The 13786-nt window shown below is 36.5% G+C and carries 14 protein-coding genes and 1 pseudogene; 5 read left to right on the top strand and 10 right to left on the bottom strand.

From position 1 onward, the window contains the following. Positions 1 to 32 precede the first annotated feature (32 nt). Positions 33 to 2435 (bottom strand): S9 family peptidase, encoded by a 2403-nt coding sequence (locus EL165_RS01715; RefSeq protein WP_081457787.1) that lies wholly within the window; start codon positions 2433 to 2435, stop codon positions 33 to 35. A 115-nt stretch (positions 2436 to 2550) separates the two neighbouring features. Between EL165_RS01715 and EL165_RS26600 the strand changes: the two genes are divergently transcribed. Then, positions 2551 to 2703, top strand: coding sequence for a bacteriocin-like protein (locus EL165_RS26600; protein ID WP_429826415.1), 153 nt, complete (start codon positions 2551 to 2553; stop codon positions 2701 to 2703). A 58-nt stretch (positions 2704 to 2761) separates the two neighbouring features. Here EL165_RS26600 and EL165_RS01710 read toward each other — a convergent pair whose 3' ends face one another. Next, positions 2762 to 3190 carry a DoxX family protein gene (locus tag EL165_RS01710; protein ID WP_002979936.1) on the bottom strand — a complete coding sequence of 143 codons (429 nt, stop codon included), beginning with the start codon at positions 3188 to 3190 and terminating at the stop codon, positions 2762 to 2764. A gap of 66 nt (positions 3191 to 3256) precedes the next feature. Further along, complete coding sequence (era, locus tag EL165_RS01705) at positions 3257 to 4132, bottom strand: GTPase Era (protein WP_002979938.1); 876 nt, start codon at positions 4130 to 4132, stop codon at positions 3257 to 3259. Positions 4133 to 4356: 224 nt separating this feature from the next. On the opposite strand from era, the gene EL165_RS01700 reads away from it, so the two are divergent. The 3 genes from EL165_RS01700 to EL165_RS01690 all read left to right on the top strand — a co-directional run bounded on the left by EL165_RS01700 (position 4357) and on the right by EL165_RS01690 (position 6337). Next, a complete protein-coding gene (locus EL165_RS01700; protein WP_002979940.1) occupies positions 4357 to 4920 on the top strand; it encodes a Crp/Fnr family transcriptional regulator in 564 nt (187 codons plus the stop codon). 225 nt (positions 4921 to 5145) lie between these two features. Beyond that, entirely contained in the window at positions 5146 to 5478 is a 333-nt protein-coding gene (locus EL165_RS01695) for a DMT family transporter (RefSeq protein ID WP_002979942.1), read from the top strand. A 148-nt stretch (positions 5479 to 5626) separates the two neighbouring features. Continuing rightward, positions 5627 to 6337 carry a T9SS type A sorting domain-containing protein gene (locus tag EL165_RS01690; RefSeq protein ID WP_002979944.1) on the top strand — a complete coding sequence of 237 codons (711 nt, stop codon included), beginning with the start codon at positions 5627 to 5629 and terminating at the stop codon, positions 6335 to 6337. Between the two features lie 44 nt (positions 6338 to 6381). Here the strand turns inward: EL165_RS01690 and EL165_RS01685 are convergent, their stop codons facing one another. The 6 genes from EL165_RS01685 to EL165_RS01660 all read right to left on the bottom strand — a co-directional run bounded on the left by EL165_RS01685 (position 6382) and on the right by EL165_RS01660 (position 12396). Next, on the bottom strand, positions 6382 to 7149 hold the full coding sequence (locus tag EL165_RS01685) for a class I SAM-dependent methyltransferase (protein ID WP_002979945.1): 768 nt from the start codon (positions 7147 to 7149) through the stop codon (positions 6382 to 6384). Continuing rightward, positions 7149 to 7958 carry a type I methionyl aminopeptidase gene (gene map / locus EL165_RS01680; protein WP_002979947.1) on the bottom strand — a complete coding sequence of 270 codons (810 nt, stop codon included), beginning with the start codon at positions 7956 to 7958 and terminating at the stop codon, positions 7149 to 7151. The genes EL165_RS01685 and map overlap by 1 nt, the downstream gene beginning before the upstream one ends. 162 nt (positions 7959 to 8120) lie before the next feature. Then, positions 8121 to 8552 (bottom strand): BT0820 family HAD-type phosphatase, encoded by a 432-nt coding sequence (locus EL165_RS01675; RefSeq protein WP_041461503.1) that lies wholly within the window; start codon positions 8550 to 8552, stop codon positions 8121 to 8123. A gap of 100 nt (positions 8553 to 8652) precedes the next feature. Beyond that, a complete protein-coding gene (locus EL165_RS01670) occupies positions 8653 to 9630 on the bottom strand; it encodes an acyl-ACP desaturase (protein WP_126358570.1) in 978 nt (325 codons plus the stop codon). A gap of 150 nt (positions 9631 to 9780) precedes the next feature. Next, complete coding sequence (gpmI, locus tag EL165_RS01665) at positions 9781 to 11322, bottom strand: 2,3-bisphosphoglycerate-independent phosphoglycerate mutase (RefSeq protein WP_002979953.1); 1542 nt, start codon at positions 11320 to 11322, stop codon at positions 9781 to 9783. A gap of 144 nt (positions 11323 to 11466) precedes the next feature. Further along, the gene (locus tag EL165_RS01660; protein WP_002979955.1) at positions 11467 to 12396 is read right to left on the bottom strand and encodes a DUF2268 domain-containing putative Zn-dependent protease; all 930 of its coding nucleotides are present in this window, start codon (positions 12394 to 12396) and stop codon (positions 11467 to 11469) included. Between the two features lie 155 nt (positions 12397 to 12551). On the opposite strand from EL165_RS01660, the pseudogene EL165_RS01655 reads away from it, so the two are divergent. After that, positions 12552 to 12874 (top strand): annotated as a pseudogene (locus EL165_RS01655) (translation initiation factor). A 2-nt stretch (positions 12875 to 12876) separates the two neighbouring features. Here EL165_RS01655 and EL165_RS01650 read toward each other — a convergent pair. Continuing rightward, positions 12877 to 13776 (bottom strand): leucine-rich repeat domain-containing protein, encoded by a 900-nt coding sequence (locus EL165_RS01650; RefSeq protein ID WP_002979958.1) that lies wholly within the window; start codon positions 13774 to 13776, stop codon positions 12877 to 12879. Between the last annotated feature and the right edge of the window lie 10 nt (positions 13777 to 13786).

The following is a 13786-nucleotide window of genomic DNA, read 5'->3' as shown; positions in this document are numbered from 1 at the left end:
GACTGTTTATGATAAACAGTCTCTTTCGTAATTTATTTCTTCAGACACTTTTCAAGGAACTGATCCTGTTCCCATAAAAGGTGTAAGATATTTTCTTTTGCCTGATATCCGTGGGCTTCTTTTGGAAGAAGGACCATTTTTACAGGAGCACCCAGATTTTTCAATGCCTGGAAGTATCTTTCAGTCTGTAAAGTGAAAGTTCCCGGATTGTTATCTGCATCGCCATGTATCAGAAGAAGCGGAGTCTTCATTTTATCTGCATGCATAAACGGAGACATCGTATTGTAAATTTCCGGAACATCCCAGTAATTTCTCTGCTCACTCTGGAATCCAAAAGGTGTCAGCGTTCTGTTATAAGCACCACTTCTTGCAATTCCGCATGCAAAAAGATCAGAATGGGTCAGAAGGTTTGCCGTCATGAAAGCGCCGTATGAATGTCCTCCTACAGCCACTTTCTTCCTGTCAATATACCCAAGATGATCCACAGCATCAATGGCTGCTGCTGCATTGGCTACCAACTGCGGGATAAACGTATCATTCGGTTCCGTTTTTCCTTCACCAATAATAGGGAAAGCAGCATCATCAAGCACAGCATATCCTTTCGTGGTCCAGTATACGAAAGATCCGTAATATGGGAATGTGAATTCATTAGGGTTTTGGGTGTTCTGCCCTGCTGTATTTTTGTCTTTATATTCTGTCGGATAAGCCCAGATCAGTAAAGGTAGTTTTTCTTTTTTCGCCTTTCTGTCGTAATTAGCGGGAAGATAAAGAGTTCCTGTTAAAGTAACACCATCATTTCTTTTATAAGTAATCACTTCTTTGTAAACGTCTTTGATACTTTCAAAAGGATTTGCAAAGTTGGTTACAGCTTCCGCTTTATTTGATTTAATATTCTTTTTAAAATAATTCGGATACTGGCTTGGAGACTGCTGAGTGGTTAAAATCTCACCTTTTGAAGGATTAAGAATATCTACGATGGTCTCTTTTGCATTTTTAAGGTTAGAAGTATAAAGCCTTTTCTTCTTCAATGATTTAACATCCATTTCATCTATGAACGGGTGCTGACCATCTTTGGTAAAGCCATCTCCTATCAGGTAAGCTTTTCCGCCTTTCATATCCACTACATATCTCCCGTATTGGTTTTTCGTTGTGTTAAAGTTCCCGGGATCGCTGTAAACATCCTGATAATTCCTGTCATCAAAAACTTTAGATTCTCCGTTAGTAAGATCTATCAGGTATGATTTTGTATTTCTTGTATCGTACCAGCCTTCAGAAACAATGGCATAATGGTCATTTGTCCAGACTACATCTTCATATCTCTGCTTTGTTTTAAAGAAAGATTTCGGAGCTGCAGTAAAAGGTGCTTCCCAAGTAAATATCTCATCTCTGTAATCTGCTGCTTTTGACTGATCACCTCCGTCCAGAGCTTCAGCATAGGTAAGAGTTGCGGGAGCATCATTTCTCCATGTCATATCTCTCTTTCCGGTTCTTACTGATGAAAATCCTTTCGGCATGATTTCATTCAAAGGAACTTCATTCACTGTTTTTACAGCATTTCCTTTCATATCATATACAATCGTTGCTGATGGGAATCTGCTAAGCGGCACGATATAGGAAAAAGGTTTTTTAATTACGGTAGCCATCAGGTAATTTCCGTCAGGAGAAAAACTTAAGCCTGCAAACATATCCTGATCTTTGAATTTCTTAAGATTTCCTGTAAGGTCTACATTATAGAGTTCAGAAGCAGTAAGTGTTTCAAAGTTTTTTTCGTCCTGAGGATTTTTCAGAAGATCCTGGTATGTTCTGTTCTGGGAAACTTTACCATCAGCCGTTGAAACAATCGGGCCTGTAGGAAGATCTTTGGCTGCATCTATAAGGGCCGGTCTGTTTTGCGGAAGTGTTCTGATCAGAAAGCTTTGAGAATCATTATACCATAAATAAGGCATTCCTAAATTGGCATTCAGATTATCAGCTGTAATTTTTTTTGCAGAAGCGGTTTCCATATCTACAATCCAAAGCTCTACGCCTTTATTGGTTGTATTGGTAAAAGCGAGTTTCTTTTCATCCGGAGAAAACGAAACGTATGCAATTTTCGGATTGGAAGGCAGATTTTTTACCTGAATCTCATTTTTATCATTGATCTTTCTGATCTTCAGATTATTTGAGTAGGTCATGCTGCTTGAGATATTGGTAACCGGGTTGATTCTGAGTCCGCCAAGCTTCATTTCATTCTGGCTCAGATCTTCCAGTGTTTTATATGTTGGACGATACGTAAAAACTACCCAGTCTTTTTTGCTGTTCATCAGAACAACTGGAGGCCTTTCATAGTCTGCAAGCTTTAAAATCTCAGCAGAAGGTTTCTGGTACGTAATATTTTCCTGTGCATCGTAAAAATTGAGAAATGCCAGAAGGCAAATAGTCAGTTTTATCTTCATATAATTCATTTTCTACGAATGTAGTGAATTTAAAAGAATTTTAACATTAAAATTAAGACTCCTTTTGGTGTCATAACTATTTTTTATTACATTTACTTTACAAATTAAAAATAATATGAAAAATTTACGCAAACTAACAAAGAGAAATCTAAAGACTATTATCGGAGGAAATGCTCCATTATGTGATACAGGATATGTAGCTTGTATAGTTGCCAGAACACCAACAGGTTCTCCTATATGGGATTGCTTGCCTTCTTGCAGACCTTAAAAACAAAAAGGCACTTCAAATGAAGTGCCTTTCTTTATTTTGCATTTTATCCTTTAAATTACCAGTCTGAAGCTCTTTTTCTTTTTTCTATCATATGATCTACGGAAACTTTTCCGGCTCCTATTACCATGAGCAGAAGATAAACAGACAGATAGACCAGTGCCAGTTCTCTCTTTTCAAAAGGATCTGCACCATGCACTATAAAACCAGCAATGATCATGGTAAAAATCAGGAATCCCAAAGCAACTCTTGTAAAAAGTCCTAATATAAGTAGTATAGAACAAACAAATTCAGCAAAAACCGTAAGAATTAGCGATACCTGTGGTCCCAGTCCCATAAAATCGAAAAACTCGATTTTACCACCTTCCAATAGCATCTGAAGCTTTGGAAAACCATGAGAAAGCATTGCAAAACCGACAAATACTCTCACCACCAATAAAACAATATCTTTAGGTATTGAGCCTGAATTTGAATTATTATAGTTCATCTACTAAAAAATTTATACTAAGGTAATAAAAATCTTTTAATACAACGGGATTCCGGCCGTTTTAGTTTATCTGTAACCGAAATTTTTGAGATCCCTGTCATTCTTTCTCCAGTCTTTTTTCACTTTTACAAATAAGTTTAAATGGATTTTTTTAGTAAAGAATTTTTCAAGGTCCAATCTTGCTTCAGTTCCTACTTTTTTGATAGCTTCCCCTTTGTGGCCGATAATAATTCCTTTCTGGGTATCTCTTTCTACATAAATAATAGAATCAATAAAGATAATTCCTTCTTTCTCCTTGAACTGCTCTGTAACCACTTCTACAGAGTATGGAATTTCTTTATCATAATTCAGAAGAATTTTCTCACGGATGGTCTCATTAACAAAAAACCTTTCAGGCTTGTCTGTGAACTGATCTTTATCGTAGTAAGGAGGATTCTCAGGAAGTAACGATTTTATTTTAGGAAGAATCACTTCTGTATTGAAAGCATTCAAAGCAGAAATAGGCAAAATTTCCGCCTTTGGAATTCTGTTGTGCCACTCTTCCACCAATTTCTCAAGACCTGCCTGATCCGTCTGATCTACTTTATTCAGCAGAAGAAGGACAGGTACAGGAATTTTATTCAGTTTCTCAATTAAAAATTCTGACGGTTCTGCTTTATCGGTAACATCTACAATAAACAGGAAAACATCAGCATCCTGCAGAGAGTCTTTTACAAAGTCCATCATTTTTTCCTGCAGCCCGTATTTTGGGTCCAATACTCCTGGAGTATCAGAAAATACGATCTGAAGATCATCTTCATTATAAATACCAAAAATTCTGTGACGGGTTGTCTGCGCTTTCTGCGTTACAATCGCCAGCTTTTCACCCATTAATTGGTTAAGCAAAGTCGATTTTCCGGCATTGGGCTTTCCAACTATATTTACAAATCCAGCTTTGTGCATAAAAATAATATTACGAACTGCAAAGTTAGTAAAACAAAATCGGTCTTTACAGTTTATCTCAATATTTAGAAGAAAAAAGAGAGTTATATAACCTTAAGTGGCTGTAATAAAAGAAATTTTAAAAATAAATACAAAAACGGATATTTTGCAAGGTTAAAAAATATCCGATTATTTTGTATTGCATTACCTAAAACTGATATTTTTGAAAATTAGAATTCATCTTTATGAATATAGACCAGATTCTTGACCAGATTTACCTTCTTCCTGAAGCATCAAAAAACAGTTTAAAAAAGTATATCACTGAAGTTTCGCATCCTAAAGGTTTCTGCCTGATGGAAGCAGATAAAGTGGTTCCCTATCTGTATTTTATCAGGAAAGGAATTGCACGTGCCTATTCTTCAACGTCTGAAAATGATATTACATTCTGGTTTGGAAGCGAAGGCCAATGTATATTATCCATGAAAAGCTATGTAGAGGATAAGCCCGGCTATGAAAGTATAGAACTTCTGGAAGACTGCGATTTGTACAGAATGGAAACGGAGAACCTCAAAAAACTCTTTAATGAGGATATTCATATCGCTAACTGGGGACGAAAACTGGCAGAAGCTGAAATGATCAAATCCGAGGAACTGATCATTTCCAGACAGTTCAAAACCTCTTTGGAACGTTATAAGGATATTATGACCTATCAGCCTGAATTGCTTAAGAGGGTTCAGCTGGGTTATATTGCGTCTTATCTTGGAATTACCCAGGTAAGTTTGAGCAGAATAAGGGCGGAGATAAAATAATTTTGATTTTGAGGATGGAAGCTGGAGGATGGAAGAAGGAAGTTATGATAGTCCATTAAGAAATCCTGCTCATTTTTATTAATTAATGCTTCTAAGAACTTTATCTAAAAAATGTTTGCTAATTATCTTATGAGACAATAACTTCCAGCTTGCCTTCATTTTTTAACAATTGTAAAATTTTTTCTGCCTCCAAATTCTGAACTTTGCAGTAGAAAAATTAAAAAAATGAATTGGATTATATTAATTGTAGCCGGGTTATTTGAAGTCGCGTTTGCATCTTGTCTGGGAAAAGCAAAAGAAACTTCCGGAACAGAATCCTATTACTGGTTTGCCGGTTTTCTGGTAACAATGACTATCAGTATGCTTTTACTGATTAAAGCAACCCAGACTTTACCTATCGGGACAGCTTATGCGGTTTGGACGGGTATCGGAGCGGTGGGAACTGCTTTAATGGGAATTATCTTCTTTAAAGATCCTGTAAGTTTTTGGAGAATATTCTTTATTGTAACCCTTATTGGTTCTGTAGTAGGTTTAAAAGCCGTGTCTTCATCACACTAAAAGCGCATAACTTCAATCAATATTTAAAAACAAAAACCGTCTTCATAATAGAGACGGTTTTTTGTTTATTTAAAATCTTCACTTTAACTATACTGGCAAAACAGATAAAGAAGAAATTCTTTATATCTTTACCGGAAACTTTTAACCTATGAAAAAAATTCTATTCCTTTTAGCAGGCGGTTTACTGACTGCCCAGCAAACTTCTGAACTACTTTCCAATAACTGGTATATTTCCAAGATGGTATCTAACAGCGGCCAGACAACCAATACCCCTTTAATAGATAACGGAGTTCCTGCTACCACATTCAATTCAGCGGGAGGTACAAGCTATGTTATCAATTCAAGGTATTACAATACATCCATGATGAGTTTTGGAGTTATGCCCGGAAGTAACAATCTTATCAAAACAGCCAGCTCGTGTACTCTTTTGTTTTATAATGGCGGAAATGCATCAGCTGTTCGTGCCTACGATCAGAAAAACTGTGACACTTACATTTCAGGAGCTTATGCATCTATATACAGCTATCAGATTATTACAAACGGTAACCTCAAAACACTGATAATTACGGATCCTTCAGGAAATAAAGTTTATTATAACAATACTTCACAACTGAGTACTAAAGAAACTGATGCCGCTGCAAAAACGTTTAAAGCATATCCAAATCCGGTAAAAGAGATGTTACATATTGAAAATATTGAGAGAAATCTTCGGCTTAAGATTTATGATCTCTCCGGAAAACTGGTATTTGAAACTATAACGAGTGGTGTTAATATGTCCATTGATACAAGCAGTTTTCAAAAAGGGCAGTATATTTTAGCTCTTGAAAATTATAAATCTTATCCTTTTACGAAAGAATAACATAAAATAAAACCCGTTTTCAATTGTTGAAGACGGGTTTTATTTTATTTTTTATAAACTACAGGCAAGATCTCATTATGTCTCAGCCCATATTTTTTTATTTCTTCTTCAGAAAATTTCTGTGAGTAAAAATTGGGTTCTGTTTCAAAGCCAGCCTTTCTTAAGCGGTCAAAATAATCCATTCCATACCAGCGGACATGATCGTATTGCCCGAAGTGTTTCTGGCGTTCCTTAGGATCTTTAATGGTAAAATCTTCATAGGTTTTCTCCAGTGAATTTTTCATCGGAACCTGAAGAATTCCCCATCCGCCGGGCTTTAATACCCTGTACAGTTCGCTCATTGCTTTTGCATCGTCTTCTATATGTTCCAGCACGTGGTTACAGAAAACAATATCAAAGCTTTCATTTTCAAACGGCAGGTCCAGGATATCAGCCTTTACATCTACAATCGGAGAATATAAATCTGCTGAGATATAGTTAAGATTGCTCATTCTTTTGAACTTCCTTAAAAACTCCTGTTCAGGAGCAATATGCAGAACTTTATAATTTTTAATGAAAAAATCAGTTTCATTCTGAAGATAGAGCCACATCTGGCGGTGTCTTTCCAAACTTAAAGTTCCTGGGGAAAGAGCATTTTCACGCTGCTTACCATATCCGTACGGAAGAAATTTTCTGTAAGATCTTCCATCAATAGGGTCTAAAAACTGATCTCCTTTGAAAAACTGATAAATAAGCGGCCTTGCCCAGATGCTCATTTTAATAAGCATCGGACGTGGAATTTTATTCAGTAAAAGCTTCGTTAATTTTTTCATTAAAAATCAAGTTGGAACTGCTTTTCTTCATCACTTACAATCCCTAAAGCTTCATATACATATTCAAATGTTGAAAGTAATACCGGCTTACCGTTGATTACCGCTACGTCATGTTCGAAGTGAGCGGATGGCATGTTATCTAAAGTAGTAACCGTCCAGCCGTCATTATGGAATTTCACTTTCTCAGTTCCCATATTAACCATCGGTTCTATAGCAATGGCAAGACCGTCTTTAATTACTTTTCCGCTTCCCTGTCTTCCGTAGTTAGGAACCTGTGGATCTTCATGCATTTTTCTTCCTAAACCGTGTCCTACAAGTTCTCTTACCACTCCATACCCTTCTTTTTCACAGTGTGCCTGGATTGCATGGGAGATATCTCCTATTCTTTTCCCTCTGATACACTGCTCAATCCCCTTATATAGAGATTCCTTGGTTACCTGCAGTAATTTTTTAACTTCCGGCTTTACTTCCCCGATTTCAAAAGTATAGGCATGATCTCCAACAAAACCGTTAAGAATAACTCCACAGTCTACGGAAAGAACATCTCCTTCTTTTACTACATCGTTGTTTGGAAAGCCATGAACCACCTGCTCATTCGGAGAGATACAAAGAGAATTAGGGAATCCTCCATACCCTAAAAATGCAGGTTCAGCCCCATGATCTTTAATAAAATCATGAGCCAGTTTATCTAAATATAAGGTTGTAATTCCCGGTTTAATTTCTTTTGCCAACATTCCCAATGTTTTAGAAACCAAACGGGCACTCTCCTTCATCAGACGTAATTCGTCTATCGTTTTTAATTGAATCATTGTATATAGATGTTAGATATTAGATGTTAGAAGCTAGACTACAGCGTTATGCTTATTTTTACTTCTCATCATCTACTGAACTTTCTACTATAAATTATAAAAGACCAAAAGCACTTGATATTAAAAACTAATGTCTGATATCTGGCTTCCAATTTCTATATTCTACCAAAAAAGTCCTTTTTTCTTTTCTTTTTTAAGTTTTGAGTAGGCAAGAACTTCTTTTCCTTCTACACGGAATTCTATTCTTTCCTGAATAATGTTATAGATTTCACCCCAGCCCGGGAATCCTCCTAAGTTTCTGTCATCAATAAACCAATCTGCATCTAATTTTCTGGACTGTGTTTCAGGATCAAAAACCTCTCCTTCAAAGCTTGAGTTCACAGAATAGAACTCTATTCCGTTTTTTCTGCAGAATTCTACAGCTTCATCCAACGTTTTTCCGTGTCTGTATGTCCAAAGTATAAGTCTGTATCCTTCAGCCTGAAGTCTTTTTAAAGTTTCGAATGCAAAAGTTTTCGGTTTTCCGATTGCCGGGTAGGCATCATCAACAATAGTCCCGTCAAAGTCAACAGCAATCTTTTTATTATTTAACATTTTGTTGTTTTTTTTAGCTTTGCAAAGATAAGAAATAAAAAGAGTGCCAAAAAGAAAGGCACTCAATACTTTTTATATTTAAATAATAATAAACTTCTTATCAGCTCTTTACCCAGCTAAACTGGAACTGAAGATCCGGAGTAGAAACCCTGTCTGTGATCTTCTGAAGTCTTGCAGGAAGCTTCATCAGGTATTCCTGAGCTTTTTCTGCTTTTTCTGTAAGGCCTTTTACGTGCTCAATTTTCCATTCATCCAAAAGGTCTTTCATAATATTGATATAATCCTGTCCTGTATATACCATACATCTTTGGGCAGCATCTGAGAAATGTCCCCAAAGCTCTCCGGCTTTTTGTCCGGACTGTCTCATTAGGTGAGCAGGCATTACAATTTTCTTACGCATCATATCTTCAAACGCAAGAATCATTTCCGAAGGATCTATTTCAAGAATTTTTGCTACGAAATGCTTATATGCTTTAGCATGTCTGGCTTCGTCTGCAGCAATAACACCACACATTTTTGCCAGTTTTCCGTTACCGGATTGTTTTGCCAGCGTTCCTACCCTTCTGTGGGAGATATTGGTTGCTGTTTCCTGAAAGCTTGTATAAATGAAGTTTCTGTACGGATCCATGCTTGTTCCCAGATCAAAACCGTCATTGATAAGGTATTGGGTAGTAATCTCAACCTCTCTCATATTTACTCTTCCGCACAGGTAAAGATATTTGTTTAATAAATCTCCGTGTCTGTTTTCCTCAGCGGTCCAGGCTCTTACCCAGTTAGCCCAGCCTACTTTTTCTTCCTGATTGATTCCGTCAACACCCATCAGCCATGACTCATAGGAAGGAAGAGCTTCTTCTGTAATACAGTCACCGATTAATGTTACGAAAAGATCGTAAGGCATTTCACGGGCAAATGTCTGGATTTCTTCTAAATCATGTTTGAAATCTTCGCTTGACGGGTCTGGCAAATAATCGGAGGGTTGCCAAATTTTTTCAATTGGCGTTAAAAATTTATCAAGAAAAGAAGTCACTTCCTTTTCCAATATCCCCATTACTTCTTTCCTTACAAGCTTTTGATACATTTTACTATTCAGTTTTAATTTACAAAGATATGATTTATTTATTATTTGGCGCATAATAAAGTATGCAAGTCATACCTTATCTGACATAAATCATAAAAAAAATGCCGTTATAAAGGTATAACGGCATTTTTATTCGGATATTATTGAATTTTAATTAACCAAAACTTCTCCGGTCATAGCATCCGGTATTTCAACTCCCATTACTTTAAGGATGGTTGGAGCTACATCGCCTAGTTTTCCAGGTTTTAAATTCCATGTGTCGTCTTTATCCATTACGATAAAAGGAACCAGGTTCGTAGAGTGCTGCGTATTTGGGGTTCCGTCCGGATTGATCATAACATCTGAATTTCCATGATCGGCAAGGATGAAAACAGCATAACCGTTTTCATAGGCAGCTGTTGCTACTTTTTCAATACACTGATCTACCACCTCAGCGGCTTTAACTGCTGCTTCAAAGACACCTGTATGTCCTACCATGTCTGTATTGGCAAAATTCAGGCATACAAAATCAGCGGTCCCCTGCTCCAGTTCAGGTACAATTGCATTGGTAATATCGTATGCGGACATTTCCGGTTTTAAATCATAAGTAGGAACGTCTTTCGGGCTTGGGCACAACAGTCTTCTTTCTCCCACAAATTCCTCTTCTCTTCCTCCTGAGAAGAAAAAAGTAACGTGAGGATATTTCTCTGTTTCTGCGATTCTGATCTGAGTTTTCCCATTTTTCTCAAGGATTTCACCCATAGTTTCCGTCAGTACATTTTCATCAAAAACTACCTGTACATTCTGGAAGGTTTTATCATAGTTCGTTAGTGTAATGTAATACAGGTTCAGTTTCTTCATTCCAAACTCAGGGAAATCCTTTTGGGAAAGAACTTCTGTAATTTCTCTCCCTCTGTCTGTACGGAAATTAAAACAGATCACCACATCATCTTCAATAATTCTTGCTACCGGCACTACATTTCCTGTAGCGGTAGTGTTCATTAAAATGATTGGTTTCAGAAACTCATCGGTTACATTATTATCATAATACATTTTAATGGTTGCCAGAACATCCGTTGTCTGTTCTCCTATTCCTTCTACAAGGGCTCCGTACGCTAATTTCACACGTTCCCATCTTTTATCTCTGTCCATCGCATAGTATCTTCCCACCACTGTTGCCAGCTTTCCGGTAGTAGCTTCCATATGCTTCTGAAGTTCATCAATAAATCCTAATCCGGAATGCGGATCACAGTCTCTGCCATCGGTAAAAGCATGAACAAATACATTTTCATTTAAACCGAATTCTTTTGCAGCCGTCAGTAATCCTTTCAGGTGATTGATATGTGAGTGTACTCCTCCATTGGAAACCAATCCGATAAAGTGTACTTTTTTATTTTCTTTTTTTGCGTAGTCAAAGGCGTCCTGAATCACTTTTTCCTGTCCCAGTGTTCCGTTCTCAACCGCCATGTTCAGTTTTACCAGGTTTTGGTATACTACTCTTCCGGCACCCAGGTTCATGTGTCCTACTTCAGAGTTCCCCATCTGTCCGGCCGGTAAGCCTACAGCCAGTCCACTCGCTTCAAGCGTTGTATGTGGAAATTTTTGGTAACAGCTGTCTATGAATGGTGTATTTGCTTTATCTATTGCAGAAACGTTTGGGTTTGTTCCCAATCCCCATCCGTCAAGAATGGCCAGTATTGCTTTTTTCGACATGTTGTAAAAACTTTTGTTATACAAATTTACCTAATTTCCTATGAATAGAAGAATTTGAAGTCCTGAATTTTATGTATTCGCGATAAACAGGAACCTCAACAGACAAATCAATTCTTGAATTCACTATCTCGTTTATCTTAAAGTTTATTCTTTAAAAAAGTCTTCGAATTTGGTATTATTCTGCCTTGTATATTCTCTGATGTATTGATCTAAAAAGCCACTCTCTTTTAAAAACAAAAGCGGATTCTGAATATGTAAGATATCATAAATAGCTTTATGCTTATCTGATTGTTTATTAAAATACGCCTCAGAAATTTTATACCCCATCCAATACCCAAGATCATTAGGACGATCATCTTTTTTGGTAGTTCCATAAAGCCAGTCAGTAGGATCTTTCTTCTTTAATACAGTTACAAATTCTTTATACAGTTTATCAGCATGGGCCTCTCCATATTGATAAAATGGGCTGTTATTGGTTTCTCCAGACACCAATTCACTGATAAAATCGGCACTTCCTTCGCTTAATGTGTATTTTAAAAGGTTATCAGTTCCTTTGATATCCTGTTGGAAATGAATCGTCTCATGGGAAACAAGTCCTGCAATGCCATCCAGATTCTGAAGAGTTTCGGTACCGATCATAATTCCTTCTTTAGAAAATGTTCCTCCCGTATTAAACCTTCCGTATACAAAATATATAGGCGGAAATTTTGCCTGCGGATACCAATATTTCAATGCGCTGTAAACAGCTCTGATCCTTCTTTCTTTTTGGCTGATTCCTGCCAGAACATTACGGCTTTTCAGATAATCTTCTTTTCTCTTCCTGACCATCGTATATAAAGAATCAGCATTGATTATCCGATATTCCATGAAACCTTTTACACCTTGAGATCCGTTGCTGATATAATCTGTAAAGGGATTTTCTTTCGAAGCATCCATCTTATCGAATGCTTTCCAGAAACGGTCTGTGTCTCTTGTTTCAAATACTGCGTTCAATGGATCAGTGGAGAAGTTTGTCTGGGCTTTTGTCATTGCGGAAGCTAAAAGAAGAACTGAAAAAATGTATCTGGTTTTCATATTAGTTTTTAAAAGATTTCTTATCAAACGGTTAAAAATATAAAAACTTATATAGAATCAAAATAAAGCCTGTAAAAGTTTTAACAGGATTGAAAAAACTGGAATTTCGTTGATTATTTCAATTCATTATCATTAAATCTTTTTAATTTTGCAGTATGGATTTACGAGATCAATTGAAGAATCTTTTTCCTGATCATGAAGAGCAGGATTTTGAAATGCCTGAAGAAGAATTCAAGCAGAAAGAGCCTTTGGTATGCAAATTTGAGAAAAAAGGAAGAAACGGTAAGCCTGTAACGATTGTTGAAGGCTGGGAAGGCAGTGAGGAGGACCTGAAAAAAATCTCAAAGAAAATAAAAACCACCTTAGGTATAGGCGGCTCTGAGAAGGATGGAACGATTATCATTCAGGGGATAACCGTGATAAAATAATGAATATCCTTAAAGAAATGGGATATAAAACCAAACGTGTTGGCGGATAGTTCTAGAAATAGATCTGGGTTTCCGGCAGTAAGGTTTTTAAATTTTCAACAGTAGATTTTTCTATAGGATTTCCTGTAAGAATCAATGTTTTCAGGTTTTTGAGCTGTTTGATTTCTACAGGAATATCTTTCAGATTGTTATTGGCCAGATTCATACTGACGATATTTTTCAGTCCTTTTACTTTGGGTGATATTTCTGTGATATGATTTCCGCTTACATTCAGAAATTCAAGATTCTTTGCTTTGAAAAGATTTTCAGGAAGTTTGATGATAGCGTTCTGCTGAAGTTCAAGATATTTTAGATTTTCAGGAAAAGACAAATTTCCAAGGTCATTGATCTGGTTATCTGAAAGATTGAGAAACTTCAGATTTTTGATCTGATCCAATTTGTCTGCAATAAAGCTGATCTGGTTTCCCTGAAGGTTGATTTCTTCAAGTGCGGGAATTTCCATAAGAGCTTCAGGAAAGGTATTAAGGCTGTTGGCATCAAAATGTACCACTTTCAGGTTCTGAAGCTTTGCAAGATTAGGATTAATGCTTGTAAGGCTATTGAGATTCATAGAAAAAGTAGTCAGTTTCTTCAGATTGCTTACCTCATCAGGAATATATTTAATGCTGTTTTCATTCACATTTAAAATTTCCAGTTCTTTCAAAGCAAAGATTTCCTGATCCATTTTCTCAAGCTTATTCGCCATAATATTTAAAAAGAATAATGAATCCAGTTTTACAATCTGAGGAGGAAGGTTAAACAATCCTTTTTGTCTGAAACTTATACTGTAGACAGTCTTTTTACTTCTTAAAGCCTCTTCAATATTGGTAAAAGTAGGATACTTCACCGGATCAATCTGTGCTTTGATCTGAGAAAGTGAAACTATGGAAATCAGTAAGACAAGCTTTTTCATAAAAATAAAA

It is taken from the genome of Chryseobacterium gleum (assembly GCF_900636535.1).
GTDB lineage: Bacteria > Bacteroidota > Bacteroidia > Flavobacteriales > Weeksellaceae > Chryseobacterium > Chryseobacterium gleum.
The sequence above is the reverse complement of the archived record's forward strand: the minus strand, read 5'-3'. Positions and strand labels throughout refer to the sequence as shown.